The sequence below is a fragment of the Parafrankia sp. BMG5.11 genome, assembly GCF_004337455.1.
The window spans coordinates 420,297-435,871 of the sequence record NZ_SJXI01000014.1 but is presented as its reverse complement, the minus strand read 5'-3'; the positions used below and the strand labels follow the sequence as shown (position 1 = coordinate 435,871).

Genomic DNA, 15,575 nt, shown 5'->3' with positions numbered 1-15,575 from the left:
CGTCCATTGCACTATTGTATTTCATACGACGGGCTGCGCACCAATTTCTTTAACAAGCGCTTTAAGGTGGTGGGTAGAAATCTGCTAGCAGTATCCTTAGATTGCGCGCACAGTAGGACGAAGCCGTACGACGCTAAGAGACTCAATCTGTCCTCAGAGGCTGGCGAATACCGATACAAATGCCGTTGCAAGGAGCGAAATAGATTCCAGTACGGCATTCCGCTGAGATAGCTGTCGGAAATGCGGGGGCCGTCATGTAGGCGATACTTGAAGTGTACCTGAGGGATGTAAGCCCATGTCCTCACTAACGCGAAATAGCGCATCATAAAATCGACATCCTGCATCCGATCCAAGGCAGTGTTGAACCGCAACGTGGGCGGTAGCGACGATCGTCGGATCAGGACGGCCGAAATTGACGGGCTCTTGAGCCGCGTGATGAATTTCCTGGGACTTAGATCATTTCGATAAACCGCCAGAGGTTTACCAAGCGCATCAACTGTCTGGTAATCGCTAATGCAGCAGTCGGCTCCCGTTCGTTCGAGGCAGGCTATTTCGGCGCGGAGTTTGTTGCGTGAGATGAGATCATCAGAATCAAGGAAAAGCAGGTACGCTCCGGTAGCTAAGTCTAAGCCACGATTTCTCGCCGCACACGCCCCGGCGTTGGTCTGGTGCACAACCCGGATCGTCTTACCCTCGTCCAACGTCTTACCTGCGAGATCTTGGCAAACAACAAGACTGCTGTCTGTGGAGCCATCATCGACCAGTATAATCTCAACATTAGGATAATCCTGATTGAGGCAGCTGGTCACTGTCTCCCGGATCGTCGCTTCCCGGTTGAAGACCGGGATTACAATTGAGCATAACCGCGCGAAGGTAGCTTCGGAGCTGCTATCGGTCTTCATGATCGCGCTATCTGTTCTGTAGTCGGCCTGACGGAAAATACGAAGAACCGGTGATAGGCATTCTCGAAGGGTCGAAACGTACGATCTAACCTCAGCGAACCAGACTTGAGAAATGAATCAATTACGGTGTCCAAGTCGTATCCACGCTTGTTAAGTTCCCAGTAATGTTCACCGTCGAAGTGATGATCAAGTGGCCTTACTTGCGGCCGGCGAAGCAGAACCCTTCGCTCTCCCAACTTTGGCAAGTGCCAGAGATAGCGCCACGTGCGGCTCGCATCCGGTAAGCTTATAACCACATGTTGGCGCGCGACACGCGTTAACTCGCTCAGTGCCGTTAGCGCCACCTCGAAAGGCAAGTGTTCCAAAACCTGAAATGCGCAGGTAAGATCAAAGCTGCAATCTAGAAACGGAAGATCCGTGACGCTTGCCACATGATCGGGCCGCAGTTCCGGATCAAGATCCACAGTTTCGACCGGGATCCCGAGGCAACTTGCCGCTGCCTTGAAGTATCCGGCCCCAGGTCCAACCTCCATTACCTTATTGGGCTTGAGGGCAGCCACCTCATTCAGTTGGTGCCAGACACTGGTCCAGCGCGGTAGCCCCATATATCTCTGAAATTCGTAATGCTCCGCGCCAACCTGTTTTTTCACTTACTTTTCCTTTCGATAGCGCAGTTGGATAGGTACACCCAGAGCACTAGTAGAACGTAGGCTACTGCGCCCGCTGCAGAGAATAAGCCCACCGTCCACCGAGCGCTTCCTATAACCCAAAGGCCGACGTACACTGCGGCAATCTTTGCTGCCGTCCCAAGGATCTCGTAAATCAAAAGGCCACCTTGTAGATTGATGGCGGGAATCAACGCGACAGCAGGCCGGTTGGCTAAGCCCGTCCAAAGCACAGGAACGAGTAGCGCGGCATAAACCCCGGCCTCGGTCCATTCCGGCCCAAGTAAAAGGGCAAAGAACCATGGCCCGAATGCTGCGATTGGTACAAAGAAGGCTGCGCCCAGAGCAAGTAATACAAGGGTTGATCGTAGCAAAAGCCGTGAGGTATTGTCCCCGTCTTGTGCGGCTTGCGTTAGTTTCGGGTAAAGAACAGACTGCACTGCGTTGCCCAACAACATCACGGGCGCGCCGGTGAGCGATAATGCTACAGCGTAATGACCCGCGGCGGCGGGTCCGAAGCTTGACGTCAACGCAATAACGGGCACGGCTTGCGAGACAGCCGAGATGAAGTTCTGAGGGGCGCGGAGAAGCGGGAAGTCTCGGTAGCTCCACACTACATTCTTCAGCTCTCCGACTGTCAACCGAGTTGCCTGTCCTGAACGACGCGTAGTGCGCATGAGAGTGATTGGAGCTACTAGGTAGCTTAGGGCATTGCCTGCGATAAGCGACAGGGTTCCAGGAGCGAGGAATCCTAGAGCAAGCTTAGCTGCCGTTCCTACTCCAGAGGCGACTACTTGAGCGCGAGCATAAACGCCGAATTGCTCCCCTCTTACAAACATATATCCTGCGGACATGTTCATGGTGGTCAGAATGACGAGAGCGGGGATCAACAGCACGAGGGCCTGGAGTTCGGCCAGTCCGAGTTTTCGCATCAGCCACATGTCCTCAACAAACAGCAGCGCCGTTCCGAGGATTGAAAAAGCTATGCTCCCCAAAAGAGCCAACCGAGCGAAGGCTGCCGCGTCACGATCAGTACGCGCGATCACAATCGCGACCGGATATGCCATTGTCGTTAGGGCTGCCATGGGCCCGACAATCGATAATAGTGCACTCTGCTGACCGAAGCTGTCTGGTCCGTACAGTCTAGCTAAAAGCGGAGTGGCTAAGAAGGTCACTATCTGAGCTAGACCAGTTCCGAACATCATCTTTGCGATGTTTCTGACGGACGGTAACCCACTTAGCCTTACGATCATACTGATGCAACTTCGTCACATTGTCGCAAATGGACAACAACGTTGCGCGCCGCGGCTCCGACGCCCATTCCTCGCAAACTCGTCGCTGCTCGGCACAAAAAGACGCGGCGCGCGGTCCCGCGTGAGTTTTACTCGCTCAATCTTATCGAGCGTCATGCAAGCACGACGTTGGTCAACTCTGCCTCGGCAGTGGCGCACGCATTCCGGGTATCTACGATCAAACGCGCATGCTTTGTAATCAAGTTAAAGTTGATGCCGTCATGGTCGGTAGCGATAAGAACGGCGTCGCATGATGTTAATCGATCCGGAGTAAGCTCGATTGACTGACGTCCCGCCAATGAGGGGTGCTCCCTAGTAATAGGGATAGTAGGCACGTGCGGGTCGTGAAATTCCACAGTGCCACCACGACATTCAATTAATTCGATCAACTTGAGAGCGGGGCTCTCACGAATGTCGCTTACATTCTTCTTGTACGCGACTCCGACCAACAAAACCTTCGCCCCATTCAGCCCTTTGCTGAAACGTTCATCCAGCGCGCGTTGAACCTCAGATACCACGCGGAGGGGCATCGAGGTGTTGATCTCGCCTGCGAGCTGGATGAACCGGGTTGATAATCCGAACTCTCTGGCTTTCCAGGTAAGATAAAATGGATCGATGGGAATGCAGTGCCCACCAAGACCGGGACCAGGATAAAATGGCATATAGCCGAAGGGTTTAGTCTTGGCGGCTTCGATGACTTCCCAGATGTTGACGCCCATCTCAGAATAAACGATCTTAAGCTCGTTTACGAGCGCGATATTCACCGCTCGGAAGATGTTTTCGGTGATCTTAACCGCCTCGGCGGTTGCGCTTGAGGAAACGGGTACGACCTGCGTCCCGAAAATTGCATAGGTAGCGGCGGCCAGGTCGCGACTGCTCGGATCATCAGCTCCAACCACCTTCGGAATTGACACCGTCGTATGGCTGGTGTTGCCCGGGTCCTCGCGTTCCGGCGAGAAGGCCAGCCAGAAGTCCTGGCCAGCGCGCCGACCGGCTTTTTCAAGAATGGGTTGAACGAGCTCCCCGGTAGTCCCCGGGTAAGTGGTACTCTCTAGAATAATAAGTTGACCGTCGCGGAGCGATCGCGCGATCGCCTCCGTAGTGCGCTCAACGTAGCTAAGGTCGGGCTCTAGGTGCTTGGTGAGCGGAGTGGGCACACAGATAAGCAGGATATCAGGTTCGCATAGCCGCGCCATGTCACTGGTCGCCGAAAACAGGCCTGGTTCGACAAGGGCGGCAATTCTTTCGGACGGAAACTGCTCGAGGTAGCTGCGGCCATCATTGATCGCACTGATCTTCTCAGCGTCGAGGTCAAAGCCCAGCACTCTTGCCCCTGCCTCACCAAAGGCAAGGCACAGCGGCAAGCCGACATAGCCTAGACCGATGACGCCGATCAGTGCCTGTTTGGCGTCAATTCGGGCTTTGAGATCTTCTGCGCTCAACTTTCAGCTTCCTATATTCCATCGAGCATGCCCGATAACACCGACTGCCGTGCGGCCGCCGATTGCACGAGGCGCGGCAGGGCAGGGGGCACCATCTTGTCCACCACGGCTACCGCACTCCGAGAGAAGCGTGTCTCCCGGAGCGCTGTATACCCCCCAAACCCCGCGTCTTCGCTGAGACGCGTTCTATCCTGCTCTTGCCGCCCGAGAGCTATGCAGCTCTGGCCAGAATCGAGCGGCTCATCTCCACCCGGGTCCCGCGCGCCATCACATCGAGCAGGACCGTAACCCGCTCTTGCGGGCCGGCTGCCTCGAGCACCCCGCACAGGTCAGCGAACGGTCCGGTCATGACCCGCACAGCATCGCCTGCGGTGAGGCCGTCGTCGAAGCTGAGCTCACCGCCGGTATCGCATAGCTGCGCCAGCTGCTCGACTAGCCCCGCCGGCAGCGGAGCAGGGCGCGCTTGCGATCCGAACGATACCAGCCGCGATACGCCGACCGTGCCGTTGATCGAGCGCCACGGATCGCGGTCGAGGTCGAGCCTGGTGAACAGATAGCCGCGGAAAAACGGATCAAGCCGATCCACCGTGTGCCGGCCGATCTTGCGGCGCACCCGCGCGCGCGGGCAAAACGTGACAAAGCGCTGGTTGGCGAGGTGCCGCAGCGCGATGTCCTCGCACTGCGCGCGCGTCTGAACCGCGAACCAGCGGCTTGAGCCGGGCTCCGTCTGGGTGCTGGTAGGCATGCAACGCGACCTCGCTCGCGATCCCACGCAAAACCACTCAGCTTGCGAGAAATCAGAGATGGACCGGCGCCTTACCCGCGAGCTACTTTGGGTGCAAGTAAAGTGCCGCTTAACCGTGCTGCTGGCGGGTATATTACGATGCGACCGCCGTAGCCCGCTGCAAGTTGCACCCTCACCGCGGGTGGCGCGCACTCGCGACACGCGGCATAGGGCATCAGGCGTCGGGTGCAGCGGTAGGAGCGTGGGTGGTCAGAATCAGCAACACTGGCGTCCCTCCCGACCGGCCTCAGCGGCTGCCGAGCAATCCGCTGGGCAGTTCCACAGGCGAAGGAGAGTTACCGGTCCTGGCGTTGTTTGCTGGCGCCATGGTCCTCGGCGGGGCGAGTAACCCGACCTCGTGGGGCGGGATTACCCTGCAGCTGCTCTCGCTTGCTGTCCTCCTAGTTACGGTTATGCGGCGGCCGCGCTCCGTCGGCGAGGTCGGCTTGCCGCTGGCCTGGGCCTGGTTGGGGTCGGGGGTGCTAGCCCTCATCCTCATGCAACTGCTGCCGCTGCCGGCATCGCTGTGGTCAACGCTGCCGGGCCGCGCGATCGCCGTTGAGTCGCTCAAGCTGGCTGATCTGCCGTTGCCCATAATGCCGCTGAGCCTCGTGCCCGCCTCGACGATCGCCGCCGCACTTGCGGGTTTGCCGGTTGCGGTACTTGCGATCCTGCTGACCAGAACGAGCGCGTTCCCGACGAGCAAAATCGCCAAGATGCTGGTGGGGTTTGCGCTCCTTTCGTGGGCTGTAGGTGTCCTTCAGGTCGTCGGCGGGCAGGACTCGGTGCTGTATTTTCATGCCAAGACCGCCCGCGGTCTTGCCGTGGGGTTCTTTGCCAATCCCAATCACCTCGCCACCTTGCTCGTGATGGCGGTGCCGCTCGTCGCTGCGCTGGTGGTCACAGAAGGCGAGAAGCGTGGGCTTGCACGCAAGTCCATGTTCGCAATTGTTATCGCCTATGGCGCGCTGGCGGCTCTGGGCGTCCCGCTCACCGCCTCGGTGGCGGGTATCATCCTGCTCGGCGTGGCGGTCCTTGCCAGCCTGGTCATCATTCCTGCCAGCGGTGGCGCCCGTTCGGGAGCCATGGCTCTCGCGGTGCTGCTGGCAGCGGTCGCGGTGGCGTTCAGCATCGGCGTACTTGGCACGAGTTTTGAGGATGCCCAAGGCAGCCGCCCAGACATCTGGCGCACCACGCTACGGGGAATCGGCCAGTTCTGGCCCGCGGGCAGTGGGCTCGGCACGTTCACGGCAGTGTATCGCACCTTCGAAGATCCCGACGCGCTCGGTACCAAGTTCATCAATCATGCGCACAACGACTACCTGGAGGTGCTGTTCGAAGCTGGCCTCGCAGGAGCGGTTCTCATGGTAGCTGTAGTGGGGTGGTGGGCGGCTCGCTCAGTTCAAGTTTGGCGCGGCGGCACTGAACCAAGCATTTGGCACCGTGCAGCCTCAATCGTCGTGGGCGTGGGGTTGTTGCATAGCCTCGTCGATTATCCTTTGCGCACCCCAGCGGTTCTGATGATCGCATGTTTTTTTGCTGCTGTGCTCGCTGCTCCTCGGCGATCCTAAAACAAAAACCGCTGTGGGACTGCGCGAAAGCTGAACAACCGGCTTCTGCTGTTGGCCGCGGCTACGAGTGTCACTGCAGGAAGGCAGATGCGTCGATCAGCCTCTTCCCGGGCACTCGCATCGAGGCGGAGCTTCTCATTATTGGCTGGACCACCCGCACAAGTCGTCCGGAACGGGGCAAGACTTTTAAAAGGCATCCACTTCGATGCAGTGATTGGTCCGGGACGTACCCAGATGCACGTGAGTAAAAGATACCGCGCGCTACCTGCGACCGAGCTTCATCTTAGGGTGGCTTGACTGTCGCTTCCTTGCAATGCCAACGGACAAGGATCCGTTAGGTTGAGTGATGCGCCGATACTCGGGCGCCCACATTTGCGCAGAGGCTCGATGCGTTTCCTAGCCAATATCTTGTGCTCCGCCGGCTTTCACCGCCCGCGGCGATCGTCGGCGCGCTGGTACGGCGATCAGCTGGGCACAACGTGCAGGCGCTGCAAGACCCCGCTGAGGCGCATTCGACACAACGTGTGGAAACCGGTGTCTGATTTGGTGGACTGAACCGGCCACACATCCGAAATGCTGGTCCCTGCATCCGATCAACTCCATCGACAACTCTTATGACACATCAGCCGTGTAGGAATGGCAGCTCCAGAGTGGTGGAATAGCAGCTTCATGCCAGCGACCTCCGGGCGAACGCATCGAGCGGCTGTCATCGATGCGCTACGCTAAAGGAGACCCCGAACTAGTGGTGAGCCGAACGGCGTGATCCTAACCGGAGCAGGATGTAGCACTCCTGAGCGAATTTCGGACTCATTTGCTCTCGAGTGCCGTTTCGGAATGTGTCGCCAATTGGCCGCATGTCCCCGGCGAGCAATGATAATGCAATTCCCGCGGCAATCTAGGTTTGGCGCCGGACGTCCCGGCGCAGAGGCCAGCAGCGGAAGCGCTGTTGCACGATCAAGCGCGGCTACTCTCGAGCCGCGCCATCAAGGACTTACCTCAATCCTTTTAACCATCAGCGAACGTTCCTGATCGTTAGGCGTCCGGAGCTTCATCAGGCGCAAAACCTGCGTGTCGCAACTGGACGATGGTACAGCAAACGAGCTCTGTGCGACAGCCCACGCCGACCCAGTCCCTTTTGCCGGAAGTTCTATGAGCAGCTGTCCGGAGGAGCAGGTGATCCGCCACGCGAAGACATCGGCTCGTTTGCCCTCACCATGTGCTGACGCTTCGAACGTCAGCACATGGTTGCCGGGAGAAAGCACCAAGGTCTGCTCTGCAGCAACTACAGGCAAGCTGCCAAAGGAGGTAACCTTCAGTGCCCCCAGGCCTGAGTCCCCCTTTTGCAACGTACTTTCGACGTTGGCATCATTTCGAAAGGTCCAGCCAAACGGGGGAGCTCCTGCAAGACCCTGGAAGTCGCCGTCAAACACTGCACGTGTTGGAGATTGGCCGCCTAACAGGTACCAAGCGCGACGCGCTTGGACAAACTGCTCCGCGCGCACGAAGCTCTTTGCGACCAGCGACTGGGCGGTGGCGATGCCGTTAGGTAAGCGGGCGAGATCGGAAGGTGCGAGCAGTTCGAGAATATCCTCACCGCTTAGCCCCGCCTTGGCGGCCTGAGCCGCGGCTGCAAGCACCAAGGGTTGATTTTTGAGATGTTCGCCAAGTTGCTTTCGGGCAAGTTGATCCTGCATCAGATCGACCAGTATTGTGCTTACCGCAGGCACCACATCCGGGCTGAGCTCCGCCAGTATACGTGCGTGCCGCGCAGCATCCTTCACGCGGCGAGTGCGAACTGCGTCCGACAAGAGCCAAAGGCGCGGAGCACGCAATCGAGGATCGAGTGCGAGCGACCGCACCATCATCGCGCGTGCGCGGGCTGGTTCACCGCTTTCCTGTGCGGCCACGCCGAGCGCAAAGAAGCTAGGGGCATTTAACGGCTTGTTTTTCAACTCGACCTGCGCCGCTTCAGCGATGATCGAGAGGTTGGTTGCCGACCGAAGCGGCCAGATACCGGTAACGTCCGCGAAGCTTCGCATGCTCGCGAGGGCCAGCGTGAGCGCAGCCGCTAGCCACAACAGCCTAAGCACGATCAAATAGCTTCTTCCTCCCGAGGCCCCGGACCAATCAACGCGCGCTTCTCCGATTTCAGATCATACTTATACGAATAGCCATAGCCGTAGCCATATCCGTACCCGTGCGTGGTGCCGGCAAACTTCGTCAAAATCGCGCCGACGAGCGACCCACCCCCCGCCACAAGCCGATTTACCGCGTTAGCCGCAGCACGGCGATGTGTCTTACCGGCCTCGACCACCAACACCGTCGCCTGCGAGCAAGCGGAGATTAGCGGAGCATCGGCAAGGCCCAGCACTGGCGGACCATCGATAATTACGACGTCGTAGAGAAGTTCGAGACGCTCAACGATCGACGCAAGCGCCCGGTTCGCAAGAAGGACAGTCGGGTCTGGTGGGGGAGTCCCGGCGTGCAGCAGAAATAGCCCAGGTGTGTCCGTAGGGTTCACTTCTCCAGTCAGCTGCCGGCGTTCGGATAGGACTGCCGTCAGGCCACCATCCGATTTTTTCCCCCTGATGGACGGATTCCGTAAATCTGCATCGATCACGACCACCCGTTTACCGATGCTGATGAAATCAGCGGCAAGAGCGATAACGCTGGTGGTCTTTCCTTCCCCTGGCCGCGCGCTCGTGAAGAGTATGCTCTTCGGGGTCTCGCCCCCAGAAGCAATGAACTGCAACGCGGCTCGCGCCGAGTGGTAAGCCTCCGCTACTGGCGAACGTGGATCGTGGAGCTCCTCGTCGACCTTTTGGCCCTTCTCCAGCTTTGGAATTATTCCCACAGCTGTCAGCCCAAGTGCGCTCCGCACATCATCCGGAGTATTGATTGTGTCGCGCCAGCGGTCGAGACCTATGGCTGCAGCAGTGCCGAGGATGATCCCACCAAGTAGCGCCAGGATCAACGTGCGAGGGATGTTTGGAGCGAACGGGCTGCCCGGAGCTTGCGCGCTGTCGATCAGTGCTAGGCTACTCGACTTCGTGCCTGATGAGTTCTCTTCGCCGAGTTTCGCCAGTAGAGCGTTATAAAGTGACCGGTTTGCCTCCACCGCACGACGCAAGATCGTGTACTTAACTCCTCGATCGTTAAGATTGAGCAACTGCGATTCCAGCTGCTTGATCTTGCTTTGAAGAGCCCGCTCCCGGTTCTGCGCAGAGATAAAATCCGCCCTCAGCGACCCAGATACCGATGACGAGCTGCGGCTGGTCGCCTGGGCAATTTGCCTCTGCAAGCCGGCCAGTTGAGCGCTCAAGGCAACCATCTCCGGTGCGTTAGGCAAATAGCGTTGCAGTTTTTGGTCGTACTCAGCTTGGACCTGCGCTCGCTGCTGTTGTAGAGTTTGAACAGTAGGATCAGCTACTGCTGCCGCATTGGCACTGGCGGAGGACTGTTGGTACCGCTGTTCCGCGACAATCCGCGCGTTTTGAGCATCCGCAAGCTGTTCATTCAACGCGACTAAGTTGGAAGCAACGAGCGTGCCGCCGGCGCTGTCTCCGCTGCTCGCGCCTTCTTCGCTGACGACGTTCACGATGTTAGCTGCGCGGGCGTAGGCGATCAGCTCGCGTTCAGACCTCTCTAGTTCCTGCCGAGTGGTCTCGAGTTGCCGCTGGAGAAACGCGCGAGATCGTGCGGTGCTTTCATACGCCCGCTCGAACGTCGATTCGACTGCTTCGTTGGCGAACGCATTTACGACTTGGGCCGCGACTGCAGGGTTGGGATGAACGTAGGAAATTTCGACGATACGATCGCTCGTCGTGCCCGTCGCCGAAAAGTTTTGCATAAGAGTGCCAGCAACGTCGGACGAGGTAGTCGCCTTGTCGGGTTCGCGCCGCAGAAATGCCTCGCTTCGAGCCAGATTGAGTGCGCGTGCAACCCGCTCCGCCAAGCTGCGGCTTTCCATTAGCCCAATTTGAAGAGCGAGGTAGTCGCGGTCAGGCTGGACGGCTTCCTCTTGTGCGCTTCCCAGATCAACGACACGGGTAGTAGAAGGATTAAGTTCCAGGGTGGCTTGGGCGCGATACAGAGGTGTCTGAGTCGCAACCCACGCTACAGCTGCAATGAAAAGGCTCGCTATGATGCCAAGGAACACCCACCGATGGCGCACAATGGCGTTGAAGACAGACGGGATATCGAGAAGCGATGGCTCGGTGGAATATTCCTGACGATTCCACGCACTGATCGCGTTCGCGTCGGCATACGTGTCCAGTTCGCGCTCATCTGCTGATGAGTTCGCCAAAGCTCTGCCGTACATGTGCGACCCGGTCCATTAACTAAAGAATGGCGCCCCTGTATCAGAAAGCGACCAAGGTCCTAGCAAAAAACCCCGCGTTCACCACAGGTTCGATGTTCCTCGAGTGGCAATCACAGGCGCCCGTGCCCGCTAGAAACCTATGCAAATGCACCGAAATCGGGCACGACAAAGTCGTTGGCGAAGGAGGAAGGTATGTGGGGTACACTCGCGCATCCCTTCTTCCTCAATGCCTCGGGCCGCTTCGGCCCCACGTGGAGCCCACATGTCGAACACAGCGACTCTGCTGACAGGGATGGCCTTCGCCGGTCTGTGGGTTGTGCCATGGCTATCGAAGCTGAAGAGGCCTGTTGGCTCGGATCTTTCGAAATTTAGAGCAGGAGTGCTGGCGATTTACGGTACCCTGTTTCTGGCAGCAGCTTGGAACTGGCGAGTTCCACTTCAGGCGCAAAAAAGCGTCACTCAATTAACTAACGTGTCAGATCCGTCGACGGCGGGGATCGGCTGTCCCGAGATAACTGGTCAGGCTGAGAAGTTCGAAAAAGCCAGCGATGGTACACTCGAGTTCGTCGACGACGGCTCAGTTCTGATTCGGGCTAGCCTCTGGCAGAGCTTAGACACGCAGCAACGGGAACTGTTTACAATACTTGCGGAAAAGCTCGCCGATTGTGCTGGAGCGAAGCCGGGCCAATCCATTGTGAAGGATATCCTCTCCGGTGAGGTGCTGAATGATCAGGCCTCTTAGTCTCGGCGAGTTAGCGAGCACCGTTGCCCACAATGACAGTCTTGAGAGTGCGCAGGACGATAAGCGCGTCTAGCCACCAAGATAAGTATTTGATGTAGTAGAAGTCGTACTGGAGCTTCTCGGTTACTCCTGAGAGGTCATGGACGTGTCCCTGATGGACCTGAGCCCAGCCGGTGATGCCAGGACGTACCATATGTCGGTAGCCGTAAAACGGGATTTCGCCTTCATACCAGTGAGATAGCTCAACTGCCTCGGGTCGAGGGCCAATCCAGCTCATCTCCCCCTTCAGAACATTGAAAATCTGAGGCAACTCATCCACTCGGTAGCGGCGCAGGACAGCGCCCACTCTCGTGATGCGAGGGTCGTTATCGATTGTCTTCGCCGCTTCCCGCGAGCCTTCCAGGTCTTGACCGTGAAACATCGATCGAAATTTGATGACATTGAAAGCTGCACCACGGCGCCCCACTCGCCGCTGTACGAAGAAAACCGGTCCGCGACTGTCGATCTTGATGGCAAGAGCTACGGCACCGAAGAGGATAAGCAAGGGGAATAAGGCGATCAGAGCAGCTAAAAAGTCTACGAATCGCTTAACCTTTGAGTAAATATGGTTTGGATTGACAGAGCCGAAGATGTTTTCGGATAGGTGTTCGACCTCTACCTTGCCTAACAAGGATTCTTGTACTTGCTTTGAGTGAAATACCGGGATGCCTGATAATGCTGCGCGAAGGAGGTATTCCTGCCACGATGCGTCAAGGTCTCGGCGCAAGTCGGCAACCAATACAGGATTGCGGGCGAGATGTTCGAGGGGCGAATGAAGGTCTGCGGACCAGGTCTGCACACGTCCTGCATTGAGCTCGACGTCTGGAAGAGTGTAGATAGCAGGTTGGCAGCGATGACGTCGATAGTACCAGAGGCAAAGCAACAGAGCGACCATAGACGCGAAGCTAAGTGCGAGTAGGGGGCGGCTGTACTCGGCTCGTAAAACTACGATGGCGATAAGGCCGCTGACGTACGGCGCTGCGACTGCCGAGCCAACTTGCCCCATGGATGTGATGCCCGGAAAGGCCCCGAGACGGCGGAAAAGAGCTAACGAGACGAGGCTACACGCTAGTGCGCCGTAGAAAGCGTTCGAAGTAGCTGTAAACTTGGTCGCGTCCCAAAAGCTGTCGTCACCGATGGCAGCTGCCGGCAATAGGGCGCCAAACCCGACGGCCAGACACACTTGAAAACGCAACCGGGCCAGAGGGGGCAATGTAGCGAAGGCGCGCGGGCGCCGAGCCTTCAAAGGCGAGTCGTTTAACGCATTCACGGCGGCGCAACCTCTGAGACAACCTAGGAGGTTGTGAGTATCCTGATGGCAATTTAGCGGTGCCCGTTGCCGCGCATCACCAAAATGCCATCAAGAGCGAGGGCGATTAGCAGATGTGCGAGTTCTCGCAAGCCGCAGCACGCTGGCACGTTGCCGATTTTTTTCATGGGGTTGCGGCGGCGACGCGCATCATCAGGCCATTACGTGGAACGGGCGGTTGGCGCGGCGTTCTTGCCATGGTAATGGATGACGCATGAACTCTAAACTCGCTCTCTGCTGCTTAACGTTAGCTTCAGCCTTCATAATCTCCGGGTGTGCTACGCGGGATTCGTCCGTCCCTTATTCATCAGCCGGATTCGGAGCGCCGGATCAAGTGACAGTCGATACGTCGACTGCTGCTGAAGGACTTGTGCCTTCGGATAAGGTTCGGGTTACGGTCTTTCAGGAGCCCGACGTGTCCGGGGAGTTTGAGGTCAGTTCGGCAGGGACAATCGATTTTCCCATCCTCGGATTGCTAGAGGTGCAGGGGCTCTCGTCCACTCAGGTGTCCGAGCTCATTCGCAGTGGTCTGGCGGCGAGCTATCTGCGCGACCCCAAAGTTCAGGTTGCGATCACCGAAGCTGCTGTGCGGAAAGTCACAGTCGAAGGCGCGGTCGGTCAATCCGGGGTTTACAGCATCGACGGCCCGATCACGTTGATCCAGGCAGTTGCGCTTGCTCGGGGCACAACAACAGAAGCTCAAGACTCCAGGGTTGTAGTTTTTCGTGTAATCGACGGGCAGCGACAAGCCGCAGCATTCGATCTCGATGCTATCCGACGCGCGGAAGCTGATGATCCGCGAATTTATGGCAATGACGTTGTGGTTGTACCAGGATCTAAATCGGCAGCGTTCTGGACTAATTTCCTCCGGGCCGTACCAATCCTTGGTATCTTCCGACCATTCTAAGCCCGCCGTCAAGATCGCCGGGCCGTGTTAGAGTCTTTGTCAAAACATCGCTCTAGCGCGACCTAAGCTGGGCTACGCCTTTTTTTATCAAAGGCGCGCCGCGGTACGTCTGCCAGATCAAAGCCATGCGCTTGTCTCGGCCCGCTCGTTTTCTCAGGAAAAAGAGTCGCAGGAGCGCAAGGAGCAGTTTGCGCTGCAGCGGGATCGGCTCCATCCTTGGTAGCGTAAATCTGGGATAGCGCATCGCCCTAAGCCGGCGGTCGTACTCGGCCCGGCGTGATCGATCGCTGAGGATTTGATATGCTGCATTGGCCTCGCTTGGCGAAGTTCGGCTGCGTCGAGCTAAGCCGTTTCGCGAGCAATCGGGATGAATCTCTCGCATCAACTGCAGATAGGCAGATCTTATGATCTGCTGAGCTGCGCTCTCTTCAACGCCCAACGTTTGATAATGCGTCGCCACCCTCATCGCCCCCTTGGCTAATGCTGACCACTCGTTGTTGGAGATAAACCTCGACGGGGCTCCCTGTCTACCAACCGATTGGAGTGACGGCTGCGCACGTGGTCGAGCAGCGATAATCCGACGAGGTGATAAGAGCCAGCATAAGATCCTAGAGCATCAAGGGTGCCAGAGTGGGGGAAGTGAGAGTGGACTAACTTGTTATGGTTTGTCGACCTGAGGCACCCATAGCCTGGCCGTGTTCAGGTCGGATCATCACAGCGCTTCGACTTAAGCTCAGTAAACCTAAGGCCTGAGCTTGACACCGCCCGCTAATAGCGTCGGCTTAGGCGTCCACATGATCAAGGGGCGCGACTAACCCAGATAGGAGATCGGCAAACGTGCTTTTGCCGGATCCAGAGGGACCAGAAACTCCGACCACCGTTCCAGCTGCGATCCGGCACTGGAAATCGTCAAGCACCGGTCGCTTGCGGTTTGCAAAGGAAATGCCGACGTTTTCGAACGTGAGTTCGCGATCAAAATCGATGGCAGGTGAATTCGCGATCGCTGGCTCGGCCGCTGCAAGAGCCTCCGCCACGGTGGCTCGCAGATTGTCCAGCGCGGGCCGGCAAAAGCGCCAGGCGCGCCAACCCTGCTGCATGTTGCCGATCAGGGGCACGATCCGCGCGAAAATCGCCAGCACCGGGACGAAGACAGCCAGCGGTAGCGACAGGGCTCGCAGTCCAAACCACACGAGTATGGCCAGCAGGGCCGCGGAAATAACCTGCAGGCCAAGGTGCGCCCGGTGGCCCGTAGCAATATAACGCAGCTCGATCTCCTCGATCGAGCGCGCCGTGGCTACGAAATCGCGCGCGAGCGTGTCTTCCGCGCCCGCAATCCGGGCGGCGCGCAGATGCGTCAGGCCGTCAACGACATGGCCCTGCAGCGCCTGATAAGCCGTTGCGAACGGGACACCAAGCGCGTCTGTCCTTCGGCGGAGGGTGAACCACACCCCTGCAGCGACCGCCCCAAACCCCAGAGTGGCTAAGGTGAGCGGCCACGCGAGCCACATCGCCCCTACGAGCAATCCTAGGAGGGTGACCAGCGATGATGCCAGATCAACGGCGCGATTGGCTTCGCGCCCCACCTGCTCGGCCTGGGTCAC

The 15,575-nt window shown here is 58.0% G+C and carries 13 protein-coding genes; 3 read left to right on the top strand and 10 right to left on the bottom strand.

The window, feature by feature from the left end:
• Positions 1-11 precede the first annotated feature (11 nt).
• The 5 genes from E0504_RS10735 to E0504_RS10715 form a co-directional block, all read right to left on the bottom strand.
• Positions 12-902 carry a glycosyltransferase family 2 protein gene (locus tag E0504_RS10735; RefSeq protein WP_131623820.1) on the bottom strand — a complete coding sequence of 297 codons (891 nt, stop codon included), beginning with the start codon at positions 900-902 and terminating at the stop codon, positions 12-14.
• Positions 899-1,552 (bottom strand): methyltransferase domain-containing protein, encoded by a 654-nt coding sequence (locus E0504_RS10730; RefSeq protein WP_207912455.1) that lies wholly within the window; start codon positions 1,550-1,552, stop codon positions 899-901. Before E0504_RS10730 ends, E0504_RS10735 begins: the two co-directional genes overlap by 4 nt.
• Positions 1,549-2,820: a lipopolysaccharide biosynthesis protein gene (locus E0504_RS10725; RefSeq protein WP_131623818.1), complete on the bottom strand. Its 1,272-nt coding sequence runs from the start codon at positions 2,818-2,820 to the stop codon at positions 1,549-1,551. The genes E0504_RS10730 and E0504_RS10725 overlap by 4 nt, the downstream gene beginning before the upstream one ends.
• 152 nt (positions 2,821-2,972) lie before the next feature.
• The gene (locus tag E0504_RS10720) at positions 2,973-4,301 is read right to left on the bottom strand and encodes a nucleotide sugar dehydrogenase (RefSeq protein ID WP_131623816.1); all 1,329 of its coding nucleotides are present in this window, start codon (positions 4,299-4,301) and stop codon (positions 2,973-2,975) included.
• A 211-nt stretch (positions 4,302-4,512) separates the two neighbouring features.
• Positions 4,513-5,046 carry a transcription termination/antitermination protein NusG gene (locus tag E0504_RS10715; RefSeq protein ID WP_131623814.1) on the bottom strand — a complete coding sequence of 178 codons (534 nt, stop codon included), beginning with the start codon at positions 5,044-5,046 and terminating at the stop codon, positions 4,513-4,515.
• 245 nt (positions 5,047-5,291) lie between these two features.
• Between E0504_RS10715 and E0504_RS10710 the strand changes: the two genes are divergently transcribed.
• The gene (locus E0504_RS10710; RefSeq protein WP_131623812.1) at positions 5,292-6,656 is read left to right on the top strand and encodes an O-antigen ligase; all 1,365 of its coding nucleotides are present in this window, start codon (positions 5,292-5,294) and stop codon (positions 6,654-6,656) included.
• 983 nt (positions 6,657-7,639) lie between these two features.
• Here the strand turns inward: E0504_RS10710 and E0504_RS10705 are convergent.
• The gene (locus tag E0504_RS10705) at positions 7,640-8,746 is read right to left on the bottom strand and encodes a hypothetical protein (RefSeq protein WP_207912454.1); all 1,107 of its coding nucleotides are present in this window, start codon (positions 8,744-8,746) and stop codon (positions 7,640-7,642) included.
• A gap of 2 nt (positions 8,747-8,748) precedes the next feature.
• The gene (locus E0504_RS10700; RefSeq protein WP_131623809.1) at positions 8,749-10,977 is read right to left on the bottom strand and encodes a polysaccharide biosynthesis tyrosine autokinase; all 2,229 of its coding nucleotides are present in this window, start codon (positions 10,975-10,977) and stop codon (positions 8,749-8,751) included.
• 262 nt (positions 10,978-11,239) lie between these two features.
• On the opposite strand from E0504_RS10700, the gene E0504_RS10695 reads away from it, so the two are divergent.
• The gene (locus E0504_RS10695) at positions 11,240-11,719 is read left to right on the top strand and encodes a hypothetical protein (RefSeq protein WP_131623807.1); all 480 of its coding nucleotides are present in this window, start codon (positions 11,240-11,242) and stop codon (positions 11,717-11,719) included.
• A 10-nt stretch (positions 11,720-11,729) separates the two neighbouring features.
• Here the strand turns inward: E0504_RS10695 and E0504_RS10690 are convergent, their stop codons facing one another.
• A complete protein-coding gene (locus E0504_RS10690; protein WP_131623805.1) occupies positions 11,730-13,028 on the bottom strand; it encodes a sugar transferase in 1,299 nt (432 codons plus the stop codon).
• A gap of 253 nt (positions 13,029-13,281) precedes the next feature.
• Between E0504_RS10690 and E0504_RS10685 the strand changes: the two genes are divergently transcribed.
• Positions 13,282-13,974 carry a polysaccharide biosynthesis/export family protein gene (locus E0504_RS10685; protein ID WP_131623803.1) on the top strand — a complete coding sequence of 231 codons (693 nt, stop codon included), beginning with the start codon at positions 13,282-13,284 and terminating at the stop codon, positions 13,972-13,974.
• Between the two features lie 52 nt (positions 13,975-14,026).
• Here the strand turns inward: E0504_RS10685 and E0504_RS54125 are convergent, their stop codons facing one another.
• Positions 14,027-14,440: a J domain-containing protein gene (locus E0504_RS54125; RefSeq protein ID WP_131623801.1), complete on the bottom strand. Its 414-nt coding sequence runs from the start codon at positions 14,438-14,440 to the stop codon at positions 14,027-14,029.
• Positions 14,441-14,756: 316 nt separating this feature from the next.
• Positions 14,757-15,575, bottom strand: coding sequence for an ATP-binding cassette domain-containing protein (locus tag E0504_RS10675; RefSeq protein WP_131623799.1), 819 nt, complete (start codon positions 15,573-15,575; stop codon positions 14,757-14,759).